The 14128-nt window shown below is 41.1% G+C and carries 10 protein-coding genes; 6 read left to right on the top strand and 4 right to left on the bottom strand.

What is annotated here, in order from left to right; translation table 11 throughout:
- Positions 1 to 90 precede the first annotated feature (90 nt).
- On the top strand, positions 91 to 1545 hold the full coding sequence (locus HXT60_RS04885) for a bifunctional folylpolyglutamate synthase/dihydrofolate synthase (RefSeq protein WP_421790913.1): 1455 nt from the start codon (positions 91 to 93) through the stop codon (positions 1543 to 1545).
- Between the two features lie 20 nt (positions 1546 to 1565).
- Here HXT60_RS04885 and HXT60_RS04880 read toward each other — a convergent pair whose 3' ends face one another.
- Together HXT60_RS04880 and HXT60_RS04875 are read right to left on the bottom strand one after the other, a co-directional pair.
- Positions 1566 to 3359 (bottom strand): UDP-N-acetylmuramoyl-L-alanyl-D-glutamate--2,6-diaminopimelate ligase, encoded by a 1794-nt coding sequence (locus tag HXT60_RS04880; protein ID WP_421790911.1) that lies wholly within the window; start codon positions 3357 to 3359, stop codon positions 1566 to 1568.
- A 21-nt stretch (positions 3360 to 3380) separates the two neighbouring features.
- Complete coding sequence (locus tag HXT60_RS04875; RefSeq protein ID WP_004113025.1) at positions 3381 to 4151, bottom strand: exonuclease domain-containing protein; 771 nt, start codon at positions 4149 to 4151, stop codon at positions 3381 to 3383.
- 332 nt (positions 4152 to 4483) lie between these two features.
- Between HXT60_RS04875 and galT the strand changes: the two genes are divergently transcribed.
- Both galT and galK read left to right on the top strand, forming a co-directional pair.
- Positions 4484 to 5830, top strand: coding sequence for a galactose-1-phosphate uridylyltransferase (gene galT, locus HXT60_RS04870; protein ID WP_421791419.1), 1347 nt, complete (start codon positions 4484 to 4486; stop codon positions 5828 to 5830).
- A gap of 82 nt (positions 5831 to 5912) precedes the next feature.
- The gene (gene galK / locus HXT60_RS04865; RefSeq protein WP_020760550.1) at positions 5913 to 7190 is read left to right on the top strand and encodes a galactokinase; all 1278 of its coding nucleotides are present in this window, start codon (positions 5913 to 5915) and stop codon (positions 7188 to 7190) included.
- Positions 7191 to 7393: 203 nt separating this feature from the next.
- On the opposite strand, the gene HXT60_RS04860 is transcribed toward galK, so the two are convergent.
- Together HXT60_RS04860 and HXT60_RS04855 are read right to left on the bottom strand one after the other, a co-directional pair.
- Positions 7394 to 9295 carry a DUF4838 domain-containing protein gene (locus HXT60_RS04860; protein WP_421790909.1) on the bottom strand — a complete coding sequence of 634 codons (1902 nt, stop codon included), beginning with the start codon at positions 9293 to 9295 and terminating at the stop codon, positions 7394 to 7396.
- A 5-nt stretch (positions 9296 to 9300) separates the two neighbouring features.
- Positions 9301 to 10617: a PTS sugar transporter subunit IIC gene (locus HXT60_RS04855; protein WP_065189556.1), complete on the bottom strand. Its 1317-nt coding sequence runs from the start codon at positions 10615 to 10617 to the stop codon at positions 9301 to 9303.
- 346 nt (positions 10618 to 10963) lie between these two features.
- On the opposite strand from HXT60_RS04855, the gene HXT60_RS04850 reads away from it, so the two are divergent.
- Genes HXT60_RS04850 through HXT60_RS04840 form a run of 3 tightly spaced genes read left to right on the top strand, consistent with a single transcriptional unit; the run spans position 10964 to position 14120 of the window.
- On the top strand, positions 10964 to 12304 hold the full coding sequence (locus HXT60_RS04850; RefSeq protein WP_421790907.1) for an extracellular solute-binding protein: 1341 nt from the start codon (positions 10964 to 10966) through the stop codon (positions 12302 to 12304).
- Positions 12301 to 13266 carry a carbohydrate ABC transporter permease gene (locus HXT60_RS04845; protein WP_421790905.1) on the top strand — a complete coding sequence of 322 codons (966 nt, stop codon included), beginning with the start codon at positions 12301 to 12303 and terminating at the stop codon, positions 13264 to 13266. Before HXT60_RS04850 ends, HXT60_RS04845 begins: the two co-directional genes overlap by 4 nt.
- Entirely contained in the window at positions 13263 to 14120 is an 858-nt protein-coding gene (locus tag HXT60_RS04840; RefSeq protein ID WP_004113011.1) for a carbohydrate ABC transporter permease, read from the top strand. The genes HXT60_RS04845 and HXT60_RS04840 overlap by 4 nt, the downstream gene beginning before the upstream one ends.
- The last annotated feature ends 8 nt before the right edge of the window (positions 14121 to 14128 follow it).

The following is a 14128-nucleotide window of genomic DNA, read 5'->3' as shown; positions in this document are numbered from 1 at the left end:
ATCTAGATAGTTGGAAAAATGAGCATAAGAATGTCGCATATAACGAACACAGCGTATGGCGAGAGTTAAATCAGGGGGAGTACAAACAAAATGTCTATGGAACATCCAAATAGTAGCGGCGAGCGCATTATTGACGTTGAGCGTGATATCATGCGACGCGCTCCAGAGCATAATAAGACGAATCTTGATTTAGACAGAATGCGCCTAATCCTTGATATTTTGGGGCATCCAGAGCAATCGATGCACGTAATTCACGTTACTGGCACCAATGGCAAGGGATCCACGGCTCGCATGGCGGAGGCGATTTGCCGCGCATACGGTTTGCGCACGGGTCTTTACACTTCTCCGCATTTGCAGCGCATAAATGAGCGAATCATGATTGATGGTGAGGAAATTAGCGACGACCAGTTCGTTGACGTGTATGATCAAATGAAAGACATTATAGACATGGTTGACGCTCGCATGGACGCCGATGGCAAACCGCGCATGAGCTTTTTTGAGGTGCTTACAGCCATGGCGATTTGGGCTTTTGCTGACGCTCCTGTAGATGTTGCCGTGATGGAAGTTGGCATGGGTGGCGAATGGGATGCCACTAATGTTATGAACGCGGATGCTGCAATTATTGGTCCTGTAGACATGGATCACATGCAATGGCTTGGAAACACGGTTGAAGAGATTGCGCGCACAAAAGCGGGCATTATTAAGCCAAATTGCACTGTGATTTTGGGGCCGCAGCCACACGAATCACAAGTTTTGCCGATTATTCAAGAGGTGGCAAATAGCAATAATGCCAAGCTTTTACGCGACTTTAGTGACGGCAGTGGCGAGCTAGAGGTTATTTCGCGCACTCCAGCTGTTGGCGGTCAAGTTGCCACTTTGCGCACGCCTAATGGCACTTATGAAGATGTGCCGATTGACAAGTTTGGTGTGCATCAGGCGCATAATGCTTTGGCGGCGCTTGCTGCTGCGGAGGTTGTTCTGCCTGTAAATGGCGCTTTGGATGGCGATTTGGTTGCCGAGGCTTTGAGCCAAGTTAAGGTTCCTGGGCGAATTGAGCAAGTGCGCACTTCTCCGACAATTATTATTGATGGCGGCCACAATGTTAATGCTGCTGAGTCGCTTCGTAAAACAATCGAGGAGAATTATAATTTTGAGCAGCTTATTGGCGTTGTGGCAATGATGGCAGATAAGCAAGTTGAAGAATACTTGGGTGTTCTTGAGCCGATTTTAACGAAGATTATTGTTACTCGTAACTCTTGGCGTGATCGCGTTATGGATCCAGAAGATTTGGAGAAGATTGCGGTTAACGTATTTGGCAGAGATCGAGTGATTCGCGTTGACGATCTTCCAGACGCTATTCAAGAAGCTGTGAATCTTGTTGACGAAGACGATGAGCTTGGAGTTGGATACGGACATGGAGTGTTGATTTGCGGCAGTTTTGTTACAGCTGGCGACGCTCGAACTATGCTTATTGAGCGCGTTAATCCAGACTTGAAGAAGCCTAAGGATCAGCGCGCTAATATTCATCCAAACATTGCGAATTGACTTTAGCTAAAGAGAGGTGCTTAGCTAAATAAGCGTTTAATAATAAACGAATCTCCTTCGTAAGGAACATGCTTGTTGTGCACCTTTATCCAGCGTTCGTCGCCTTTTCCGATAGCAAGTATTATGTTGAGTCTGTTGTTCTCTCTCGCATCTTTTCTTGCTTCTTCAACACTGTATTCAATAGCTTCAGCTCTGTTTATAATAATTCGCGATTCAACGTTTGTATTGGTTACGCAAGATTGCATGTATTTGCAAATGTCCATTTCGTCTTCGACATTTGTGTCTTCTTGAGTGAACACAAATTGGCTGATTCGATCTTGTGCAGCTTGAACTATTTCTTTTCTCCTGTCAACGGCTTTGTCTCCCGTGGATCCTGTTACAAGCGTGATTCTAAGATCATTGTTACCGTATTTGTCGTATACGAAGTCGACAACAGATTTTGTGGAAATGTAGTTGTGTGCGTAATCCACTATGGCAACTGTATTGGATTTTGTGTCTTTAAAGACTTCCATTCGCCCCGATATTTGAACGTTTTCTATAGCATGTAGGGCTTTTTGATCTGTGTTTTCATTTATGCCTAATGCGTTTGCGATTGCGATTGCTGCAGTGGCGTTTTCGTAGTTAAAGTCGCCTGCGATTTTTAGATTGAATTTGTCTATAGTTGTGTAATTAGGTACGAATTGTTTTTTGTTTTTCTTGCTTTCGTTGTCTAAAATAGCAACATAATGTTCTTGCGCGTCTGATGAAACTGGCATTGCTACATATTTTGTCCAAATAAGTTCTGGATATTTTTCGCTTTTTTCGTAAGGGTGAATGTCTGAATGATCGCTGCATGCTTGGCAGTTGCAGATGTTTTCGCCCATTTCTTCTTTTCGTACTCTTGAAAATGTTGTGACGTCCACGTATTCGTTTTGTGCGTCTTGGAGTATTAAGTCTGCGTGAGCGCAGTCTGCATTGAGTATAAGCGCGTCAGTGTTTTTTACGATTTGGCGTTTGCAATACAGGTAGTCTTCAAAAGTTGGGTGTTCTATTGGGCTTATGTGGTCTGGGCTTATGTTTAGGAATGCTGCCACATTAAAGTGTAGTCCGTATACTCGCTCTACTTTGTATGCTTGTGATGAAACTTCCATGACTAGGTATTTCATACCGTTTTTTACGGCTTGGCTCATCATGCGGAATGCGTCTAGGCTTTCTGGTGTAGTCAAATTAGATTCAACATATGTTTTTCCATCTAAGCAATTGTCAACGGAGGAGAATAGGGCTGCTTTGCCTTCAGAATGTTCGTTTAAAATTGCATGAGTGAAGTAAGCTGTTGTTGTTTTTCCTTTTGTTCCCGTAATTCCAATAACTCTAAGTCTTTCTTGTGGGTTTCCAAAGAATTCTGATGAAAGCAAGCTCATTGCTTTACGAACGTCTGTTACTATAAGTCCTACTGCATTGGTGTAATCCGCGTAACTTTGCTCGGCAACGTATGTAGTTAAGCCATTTTTATCAGCGTCTTTAAGATATTCTGGCTTAAAATTGCCTTTAATGAACAGAAGAGTGTTTTTCTTAATATCTCGTGAATCGTATGTTATGTGGTTGTATGTTTTTTTGTAGTTTTTAAAATCGTCCGCGTTCATAGACCAGATTTCGTTGCGAATATGCACGAAATCGTTGTTTTCTATGTTGTTTTCTATGCAGTTGTTTTGTTCGTCTGAGTGTTCAGTATTGGTCTGTGGGAGTTTTTGGATAATTTCTCGTAGAAGTCTGTAATTTTTTAAAATTGTGCTTGCGTCTAGCATGTTTAGATGAAGATTTGTTTTTTCGCTCATTTTGTTCCTCTTGATTTTGAATTATAGCCAGTTTCCGCTGCTAGCTGGTTTTCCTTTGGATTTTAGCCACTCGTCGAAGCTGTTTTTCCACTTTGTATACGCTTTGCGTTGCCATGTCATTAAATCGCATAATTCAAGATTTGCAACATCTTCATGTAATTCGCTTATAGGCTTAATCAAGTCTACTGCGGCTACAGTGTCTGCTGTTGCGTCGTGAAAGTCTCCTATTGGCTCTACGCCGTAGAATTGTGTTGTATGCGTAAGTGTTCGCTTGCCTGTGCGCTTAGAAACAGCGCGGTCTATAACTAATGGGTCTACTACAAGAATTTCTCCATCGTTGATTGTGCTATTCGGGCGATTGTTCAGGCTTGTTAAATCCCATTTTTTTAAATCATGCCTTAGCATTTCAACGTCGAAAGGAGCGTTGTATGCAAGCAGTGGAATATTTTTGCTCTGCGCGAGGCTTACCGCCGCAGCCAATGCTTCGATTTCCGCCGTTGGTTCCCCACCGTTTTCTTGTAGGAACTCGTCCGTAAATCCGTTGACTTGGCTTGCTTTTGGATTAATTGGCTTGTGCGGGTTTATTAACCAGGTTGCTATCACGTCATTGTGAGTCTTATTTTGTGGGTTTCTGAGCACAAGAGTTGCTGAACAAATGGAGTCTTCGCCGAGAATTGCGCCCGTTGTTTCTGTGTCGAAACCGAGCAGGAAGGATTGGCTGAGTGGCGTTTTTTCGCTTTGCTGCTGTGTCTCGTTTAGCGCTTCCATAAGCTCGTTAATGTTGTTTGGCATAGTCTTAATCGTAGAATGCGCTGCAGACCCTGAGTTTGTGTTAGTAAATGGTGGATTGTTATTTTTTGTAATGTTGCGTCTATGAGTTATTTAGTGCGAATTTTTGCAAAATATGTAATAAAATGCCCTCAAAGTACACAATTATATGATAGAATAGCATCAAGAACGCTCGTTATGTTACAAAAAGTAACATTTTCTGAGAGTTGAGATGTGCTTTTTGTTTAGGAGTCGTTGTGGATTTACCTTTGCAAAAGCAAAGAAACAAAATAATAAATACAAAATAACAAAATAGCAAAAGATTTAAAATCAAAAGGACAAAGGTGTATATGAACATGGACATCAATGACGGACTTAATGACGGACTTGGCGACGGACTTAACGACGTTCAAAATCATCAGAATGCTACTGATAATAATAATGGCGAATATTCTTATAATTCTTATAAGTCATATAAGCAAGGAGAGTATGCTCGCAATCATATTCGCATTACTGCAACGAAATTGTCTGACGGTCGTGACTTTTTCTATCTTGATGATAGCCCAGATTATGTTAGCGGTCTTAAAACGCGCGAATTGAAAGATCCTCGAAAATTAGCGTATAGGTTTGCCTCGCATATTGATGCGGATGGTAATGAAGTGCAGTATGCAGCTCCGCAAATGCGTCAAGATCCTCTTACTGGAGACTGGATTCCTATGTCTACAGCGCGCATGAATCGACCAATCACTGCTGGCCCTGGAGCGCTTACTAAGGGCAATCCGCTTGCCGCTCGCAAACCTGGTTCTGCATATCAAGATGGGGAAGTTCCAGACACTGATTACGATGTTGTGGTTTTTGAAAATCGTTTTCCATCCATGGTTCAAGTTCCTGGTGTAAGCCGTGAACCTCATTATCTTAATGGCAATCCACTATGGAAACAAGCTCCTGCAGCTGGGCGTTGTGAAGTGATTTGCTTCGGACCAGACGAAAATATGTTACCGGCTCAATTGCCAGTATCTCGTTTGCGAACTGTAGTAGAGGCGTGGGCTTTTAGAACGGCTGAAATTAGCCAGATTGATGGCATTGAACAAATATTCACATTTGAAAATCATGGTGCAGAAATTGGTGTTACTTTAGCTCATCCTCATGGTCAGGTTTATTCTTATCCGTTTATTGCGCCTAGACTTGAGCAAGAATTGCGACATACTCAAGCTTATTTTGAACGCACTGGCAGTAATTTGTTGAAAGATTTAATGCTTTCGGAGATTGATAATGCTTCGCGCATTGTAATGAGAAATCACAGTTGGGTGGCATATGTTCCAGCTGCAGCGCGCTGGCCACTAGAGGTGCATGTTGCTCCAGTTAGAGATGTTCTTTCTTTGGATCAGCTTGATGACCAAGAGCGTTGGGATTTGGCACAAATGTATTCAACATTATTGCGTCGCGGAAACGCATTCTTCGATAAGGGAGATGGATTGGGAATGGATCTTCCATATATTGCAGCATGGCATCAAGCCCCATTGCATGACCCTCGTCGTGAAAATTATCGTCTTAATTTGCAATTCTTCTCATTCCGCAGAGATGTTAACAAAATCAAGTATTTGGCTGGATCTGAGTCTGGTATGGCTGCGTGGGTTTCAGATACTACGCCAGAACTTATTGCACAACGATTCCATGAACTCGGTGCGGTTGATTTAGACTAGTTAGGCTAGTTAGGCTAATGTTATTAACTATATTAGTAATATTAAATGTTATTATGATTTGTGAGTACAAAGGAGTGCTATTATGCCAGTATCATTTATTGAAGCAGTGAAGAATGATGATGGTGCCAGACAAGCAACATCACTATTCAGCGAGACTTTTGGCGAATATTGCAGAATGCGTTTGCAAGATAATGGTGGAGTATGGGCAAGCCCTGGACGAGTAAACATTATTGGTGAACACACGGATTATAACGAAGGATTATGCTTGCCTATCGCTCTTCCGCATCGCACTTTTGTTGCGTTGCATCCTAGAAGAGACACAAAAGTTAGAGTAGTTTCAAGCGTTAACCCTATGTCAATCGAACAAGCGGATCTTGATCATCTACATGCTGGAGATGTAAAAGGTTGGGCAGCATACGCTATTGGAGTGGCGTGGGCATTGCGTAAAGCAGGCTACTTAAAGGTACGTGGTTTTGATGCTGCGTTTGTTTCATGCGTTCCACTTGGATCAGGCTTAAGCTCTTCTGCAGCAATGACATGTTCTATTGCGCTCGCTTTAAGTGATGCATTTGACTTAGGATTATCAGATTCGGATGTTGGGCGCGTGCAGCTTATTCATGCGGCGATTATGGCAGAGAATGAAATGGCTGGAGCTTCAACTGGAGGCTTGGATCAAAATGCTTCTTTGCGATGTGTTGAAGGTAATGCGCTTCTGTTGGACTGCAAGAAGAATTTGACGCCATTACAAAGCGTGAGCCAGCAGCCGTTTGATTTGGCGGCGAATAATCTAGAACTACTGGTTGTAGATACTTGCGCTCCTCATCAGCTTAATGATGGTCAATATGCTGCTCGTCGAATGATGTGTCAAGAGGCTGCTCAAGCGCTTAATGTGTCATCTTTGCGTGCTGTTGCTGATTCTATTTCTAATAGTGGGGATTCACAGCAGACTTTACAAGATACTCTTAATCGAGTGCAGAAGCTTGGTGGCGAAACAATGATGAGAAGAGTGCGTCATGTTGTTACGGAAATAAATCGCGTTCGAGAGTTTGTTGAGGCTTTCCATAAAACAGACATTACTCTTGCAGGAGAATTGATGAACCAGTCACATAATTCATTAAGAGATGATTATGAGGTTACTGTTCCAGAACTCGATACTGCTGTTGATGTGGCTCGCAATGAGGGAGCTTATGGCGCTCGCATGACTGGCGGCGGATTTGGTGGTTCCATTATTGCTTTAGTTGATACTAATAGGGCTAAGCCGATTGCTCAGGCTATTGCTGATGAGTTTGCAAAACGTGGTTTTGCTGCTCCGCGCGCTCTTTCGGCTGTACCGTCATCAAGTGGTGAGCGAATTTTGTAGTATCTGCCTTAAATGGTGTATGCCTTAAGTAGTATCGCCTTAAGGATTGTGTATAAATATTGTGCATAAATAGCATATAACGTATAAACAAATAATATATAAACAAAATGTGCCTTTGAAAGTCTCTACTTGTTTTTCAACCTGTAGAAACGATCAAAGGCACTTCTTAATGGTAATTTATTGATCTTTTGGATTATTTTTGATTAAAGCTTGAATCCAGCGTAGTTTTTAGCTACTTCGATTACTCTGTAAACATCAAGATTCGGTTGAATATTGTTTTCTTCCCTTCTAATAAAATCAAGGAATTCGTACCAATATTGTTGGGCTTGTTCGTTGTGTCCGCAAGAAATTTCTCGCAATGCTTGGGAAAGTTTCTTAACGTATTCACGATGCCAAGAGAGAAGCAACCATTCGTTAGCAATGTGACCAGTTTCATTACTTATCTGTTTAGAAATAGTTGTTACCATTGAGTCCGCTAGGCAAGCAATGGCATTGAACTGTTCGCTTTGCTTTAGATTAATTCTTTCACCAATGGCGTTGAAATAATCGCATGAAGAAAGGTAAGAAACGGTTTGCAGCCAATCTACAGCAGTTTTCCAACTATTGCCATACAGTGATGCAAAGTATTCTTGCTTTATATCATCGTAAGTGCGCGTATTGTTCCACAGCATGGATCCCATAACATAATTAGGGAAATTATGTGGGAATCCTGCTCGAAGCTCTTGGCAAGAAATGTATCCATCTAATCCTAACTTACTAAGATGTGCAATATCGCGGTAAATAGTTGAACTTATAGCCATGTATCCTAGATCGCCATAATGTGCTCGTCCGAGTGGATAATCGTACACAAATCCATCTCCTTGGAAGGCTTTTTTCCAAGAAAACAGGTAGCTTAGATTTTCTTCTAGCGAGTTCGGCATAACTGTATTGTTGCGATTGTAGGCTTCAGTTTGTGGAATACCATTCTTGTAGTCAACGTCTGCGTAACTTTTTTCAAACGTTCTACTAATTGGTGCGAACATCATGGTGAAACGTTCTGGATTAGCAATTTTCGCATGCTCTGGTGCAAACAATAATTCGTGGTAAAGCAAGAAGCAAATATGAGTGTCCAAACCTTTTTCCGTAAGTTTTTTGTCAAGCGCGTTAAGAAAATCAACGTACTGATCGGAAGGGAATGTCTTTTTGCATTCTTCACATTCACAAATATTGTTGCAAGCGTCAGACAGCCATACGTGCAGATAATCTACGTCTGAATGTTCTTGAGCATACGATACAACAATATCAACAAGTTGCTTAGTTACTTCTGGATTTGCAAAATCTAGACTCGTTAATATTGGAGCGCCGTTAAACAGTTCTCGTTTCCCTGCAATTTCGGCTACTAGTGGTTTCTTGTCTTCTGGAAGACTAACGCCTGATTCCCAGCCGTATTTTGAGGAGTATCCTAGAACTTCACCAGTCCAACCATGTCCAACTCTATGCTGAACAATACCGCGCTTGTGCATTGCTTCATCAACAGAATCACTCATTTGTTGCGCAATCTCAATGCTGAATGGCTCTTTCTCTTGATACGGATTAAACTCGTGCTCATACCAACGTTTGAGGAATGGGTAAGGGTTTTCAAATTGTATAAAGAAGCTATTCATGCCAATTTTAGGAAGCCAATCAATGAAATCGACTATGTTCTCAATCTTGTCGGCTCCTTCGATGCATACACCTCTATGAGCAAAACTTGCCGTTTCATCAAGTTGAATATTTGCCTTTTCAAAGTCTTCTTCGCGAAGAGAAGGTAGTATTTCGTTGCTTCTGCCTGGTCTTAGGAATCTTGCTCCAAACTCGTAAGCAAACCTGTAAACGGCAATTAATAGTGCTACATCTGTATTAGTGTGAATTGAGATTTTTGCGCTAGTCACTTTCAAGCTAAAAGCATCTTTTAGATTCGCACGTTGCTTCTGCTCGTCGGATAAAAGCTTGAAATCTGCCTCTTCTAGTGTGCTTGCAGGCGTTATTTTCATGCCAAACATTCTTTTGCAGAGGCGTTCCATCTCATTGTAAATAAATTCACCAGTATTAGGATTAGCTTGAACATATAGTGTCTTAGACAACATGTTAATTAATCCTCCTTAGAAGTAGCGCTGTTCTTGCTATCCATTAAATCCTTTTCAGCCTTAGAATGAGCTGCGTCTGCTGCCTTGAAGAATGGGAAGTAGATTATAAAGGATAGTACTACAAGCAGTGCTTGTAATACAGCACCTTGCCAGCTTCCTGTAGCAAGGAATCCGCCGATGATTGGTGGAGTCGTCCATGGTAGTGCGACACCAGTGGTGTAAGGAACTAATCCTGTTGCCATAGCGCCGTATGTTACTACAGCATTGATGATAGGCGTAAAGATGAATGGGAAGATCATAATAGGATTGAGAACGGTTGGGAAGCTGAAGAGGATAGCAGTGTTGATGTTGAACAATGCTGGTATGCCTGAAATGCGACCCAATGTTTTGTATTCGCGGCTCCTTGAGAAGAAGAGAAGGCAGAGCGCAAGACCGATTGTTGCTCCGCCGCCACCCATGTACACGAACAAATCCATGAACGGTGCAGTGATGATGTTAGGAAGCGCGTGACCGGCTTGCAAAGCAATACGATTGGCGTCGGCTTGCTGAAGCCAGATTGGGTTCATAACAGAACCAACAACTTGACCGCCGTTTACGCCGCAGAACCAGAATACGGAGTTGAGGAGTACGGCAACGAATGTTCCTGGAAGTGTTGCACCAATAAGAGCCAATGGAGTTCCAACTATAATAGCGAGAAGATTATTGAGGCTGCCAATTCCTGTGACTTGCAAAACTTTTGTCACTATTGCAAATAGAACAATTATTACTGTTCCTGGCACGAGTGCTGCAAACGAATGTCCAACAGCTTCTGGAACGCTTTTTGGCATTTTAATTGTGAATTTATGTTGAATAAACTGGCGATATATTTCTGCGGTTATGAAGGCTATAACAATTGCTGTAAATAAACCTTTTCCACCAATAAGTCCGTAAGGAATGCCGTTTGCGCCTTCTTTGCTTGCGATTGGTGGAGTTACGAGAAGGAATGCGCCGATTGCAAGAACTCCTGCAGAAGGTCCGTCTGTTTTGTATGATTCTGCAAGTCTGTATGAAATTCCAAATGCGGTTGCTAGACCGATTAATCCAAAGGAATTGTTTGCCATAGTGCTAAGTAAAGCATCTAATTCGCCGTGTGTGTGAAGCCATTTGGTCCACGCTTCAATAGGGAAGCTTCCAATTAATGTGAAAATGGAACCAATAAGTACAAGAGGCATTGCCATAAGCACGCCTTCACGCAATGCTTTCAAATGCCGTTGTGCTGCGACTTTTTCGCCAAACGGCGCAAGTTTATTGGACAAAAAATCCATCATTGTATTTCTAGCCATTTTTATCCTTTGTTTGTTGTTCATCAATGAACTTTTTGTTTGGCTTATGTTATGTATAGGGTTCTTCACTGAACATATTTAGTTCGCTTTACTTTCTAATTATTGGTTAAAAAATAAAGTATATCTATCATCGCATTTAAATTATCAAAAATCAAACTTTGTCGTCGAATCGTTTTAATTCCAACGGTTATGAGCGTGTCGCTCTTTGTCTTATAAACTATTTGATTCATTTTTTGCATGTATTTTACAAAATTTAATAAGTGCGGAAATCGTACTTATGAAGGTGTAGAATAGTAATACGGCTTAAGCAATGGTGCGAAGTCAAATATGTTTTCAAGGAGCGCGCATGAGACGAATATACGGAAAGTGTACTGCTTATGCGGTTATTACGCTAGCAATGGCAATAATGCTTAGTGGATGCTCTATAGGAGCGCCAACAAGCAGCGTATCTTCCCAATCCTCATCCAAAAATGGCATAACAGTGTGGGTTATGCAAGACGATTTTACAAAAGAAACACTTAACGCAATCAACAAACAGTTTGAAGCACAAACAGGCGTGCGAGTACATGTACAAGTTCAGCCCTGGGACGGTATTTCTACAAAACTTACAACTGCATTATCTACATCTCGTCCGCCAGATGTTGTTGATATTGGTAATACAAAAATAGCGGATTTTGCAGCAAGTGGAGGATTACTAGATATAAAAGAACACGAAAAAATGCTTTCACAAGGTAAACGTTGGCTTAAAGGATTACGAGAGCCAGCTATTTATAAAGATAAGCTGTATGCTGTCCCAGCATTTGCAGCATCTAGAGTTGTTATTTACAACAAACGCATATGGTCTTCAGCTGGAATAACAAATCAGCCAACAACTTTTACTCAGCTGATTTCTGCACTTAACACAATAAAACAAGCTCACAAAAATGAAGCGGATTTTAGTGCAATGTATCTTCCAGGACAGAATTGGTTTGCTGGAATGCAATTTGTTTGGGATTGTGGTGGAAGCTTAGCTTCATTCAATGGAATGCAATGGCATTCGTCTGCAATAAGTAAGAAAACCTTACAGGGACTTAAAAAATGGGCAGATTTTCAAAACGCATTCTCAACAGAAGCATCAAGATCTGCAGAAATAAATAATCCTGATCAAGCGCAAATACTAGCTCAACAAAAAGCTTCAGCAGTATTGACAAATAGTGCAGCTGTTACAAAGGCAATCTCAATTAATCCATCTCTTTCTAGAAAAGATTTTGCCACATTTCCAATGCCAAGCGTAAATGGTAAGGGTATACAACCTTCTGTTCTTGCTGGTTCAGACTGGGCAATACCGTCTAGAAGTAGCAACGTTGCGTTGGCATTAAAATGGATACGCATTGCTGCAAGCCCTTTAATTCAGCGTAAGTGGATCGTGGAACACGATGGTTGGCTTCCTAATAGTATTGACTTGTTGGATGAATATTTACATTCTCGCGATTTAGACGAGGTGCAAAAAGGATTCTTCGAAACAGCTAGAGTATCTCAATCAACTCCTGCAGCTCCTGGATGGTCAACTATCGAAGCAGATGGTTCTCTCAAAGAATTATTCGCTTCATCTGCTATGTCTGCAAAATCTGTTTTGCAAGCAGCACGCGTATTCCATGACCATGCACAAGAGATTTTCTCTCATAATCAGGTTGGTGGTGACTTATGAGGCTCCTAAAAGTTAGCAAAAATTATAGTAGTAAATCTGCTAGTAAATCTGCTAGTAAATCTGCTAGTAAAAGTGCTAGTAAAATAGTTCCAGCTCTAATGCTACTTCCAGCTTGCATATTACTTATGGTGTTGGTTATTTTGCCTCTACTTATGCTTGTTGTAGCATCTCTTAGCAATTTTAATGCTAGATCGTTGTTCACTGGAGAATTTGAGTTCGTTGGTATTCAGCAATATTTAACTCTTTTTGCAGACAAAGGATTCTACTATTCTCTAGGAATCACAATTGCTTTTGCTGCATTTCTCGTTATTACTAGCGTGCTTATAGGGATGTGGGTTGCGCAAACCATGTTTAAACAATCTGCAGTAGTAAGGGTGATTATGTCTATTGTTCTTGTAGCTGCATGGGCAATGCCTAATGTTGCTGCTGCATTAGTGTTTAAATGGATGTTTCAACCTGGTTATGGAGTAGTAGGTTGGCTGTTAACTCAGTTAAAAATTTTTGGCAATATTCGCAATCTTTCGTGGACTAGTAACACGAATTTAGCTTTTTGCTGTATTGGATTAATAATCGTATGGCAGGCTGTTCCATATATTGCTATTACCTTATATGCGGCACAAAAGCAGATTGCTCCTGAATATGCTGAGGCTGCGGCAGTTGACGGAGCTTCAAAAACGCGTATATATTGGCAAATTACAGTACCTATATTGGCTCCACAATTAACGGCTATAACCATACTTTCTTGCATATGGGATTTCAACGTATTTAATCAAATATGGTTACTTACTCAGGGCGGTCCTCGTGAATCTACTGCAACCGTTGGAGTTTTTACATATAAGAAAGCATTTATTAATTTTTCTATTGGACAAGGCTCTGCAATAAGCGTGGTAACTACTCTGATACTCTTTTTTGCCACGGTTTACTATATTAGACGACTTCTAAAGAATGGTGATGAGCTATGAAGATAGTTACCTTATTGGATTTGCTTCGTAGGCGCGTTACATTGAATAAAATTATTAACACGTTGCTTGCTTTTGTGTTTATTATTGTATGGATTTTCCCCGTGTATTGGATGTGTGTTACGGCATTTTCACCTCGAAACGAAGTTCTACAATCCAAGCCAACTTTGTTACCAAGTCACTGGTCGTTTGAACATATGCATGATGCTTTTTCTTCTGATTCAATGCTTTCATATGCTTGCAATAGTCTGTTGGTAACAGTGTTGAGTGTAGTTATTGCGGTTATTGTAGCGTTTTTGGCTTGTGCTGCTTTAACTATGCACGCGTTTGCTGGCAGAAAGCTTATTATGGCTGCTGTGATTGTTGTGCAAATGATTCCAGCAACAGCAATTCTTATACCACAATTCATTGTTTTCAATCGTTTTGGAATGCTTGATACTTACGTTGGTTTAGTTTTAGCTTATGTTACTGCTGTGCTTCCAGTGGCAATTTGGAATTTGCGAGGATTTTTCTTGGCTATGCCAATGTCTATTTTTGAATCAGCTCGTGTTGAAGGTGCTAGTGAATGGCAAATTTTGTGGAGGATTACATTTCCGCTTGCAGCTCCAGGGATTATCGCAACATCAGTATTTGCTTGTATTCACGCATGGAATGATTATTTAATAGCGTATACTTTTATGAAAACTCAAGAAAAATACACTCTTCCTGTATGGTTGGCGTCATTTGCTACACCTTCAGGAGTTGATGTTGGTGCTCAGATGGCTGCATCTCTGATTTTCTCTGTGCCAGTGATTGTTTTCTTCTTGATTATTCAACATGGTCTTACGTTTGGTTCTATGCAAGGCGCAATAAAATGATAAAAATA

The organism is Gardnerella sp. KA01002, from assembly GCF_049244015.1.
Lineage (GTDB): Bacteria > Actinomycetota > Actinomycetes > Actinomycetales > Bifidobacteriaceae > Bifidobacterium > Bifidobacterium vaginale.
Note: the sequence above shows the minus strand (reverse complement) of the source record. Positions and strands in the feature narration are given on the sequence as shown.

Coding starts and splice junctions, on each gene's coding strand:
- HXT60_RS04885 (WP_421790913.1), top strand. CDS start 91: ATGTCTATGGAACATCCAAATAGTAGCGGCGAGCGCATTATTGACGTT.
- HXT60_RS04880 (WP_421790911.1), bottom strand. CDS start 3,359: ATGAGCGAAAAAACAAATCTTCATCTAAACATGCTAGACGCAAGCACA.
- HXT60_RS04875 (WP_004113025.1), bottom strand. CDS start 4,151: ATGCCAAACAACATTAACGAGCTTATGGAAGCGCTAAACGAGACACAG.
- galT (WP_421791419.1), top strand. CDS start 4,484: ATGGACATCAATGACGGACTTAATGACGGACTTGGCGACGGACTTAAC.
- galK (WP_020760550.1), top strand. CDS start 5,913: ATGCCAGTATCATTTATTGAAGCAGTGAAGAATGATGATGGTGCCAGA.
- HXT60_RS04860 (WP_421790909.1), bottom strand. CDS start 9,295: ATGTTGTCTAAGACACTATATGTTCAAGCTAATCCTAATACTGGTGAA.
- HXT60_RS04855 (WP_065189556.1), bottom strand. CDS start 10,617: ATGGCTAGAAATACAATGATGGATTTTTTGTCCAATAAACTTGCGCCG.
- HXT60_RS04850 (WP_421790907.1), top strand. CDS start 10,964: ATGAGACGAATATACGGAAAGTGTACTGCTTATGCGGTTATTACGCTA.
- HXT60_RS04845 (WP_421790905.1), top strand. CDS start 12,301: ATGAGGCTCCTAAAAGTTAGCAAAAATTATAGTAGTAAATCTGCTAGT.
- HXT60_RS04840 (WP_004113011.1), top strand. CDS start 13,263: ATGAAGATAGTTACCTTATTGGATTTGCTTCGTAGGCGCGTTACATTG.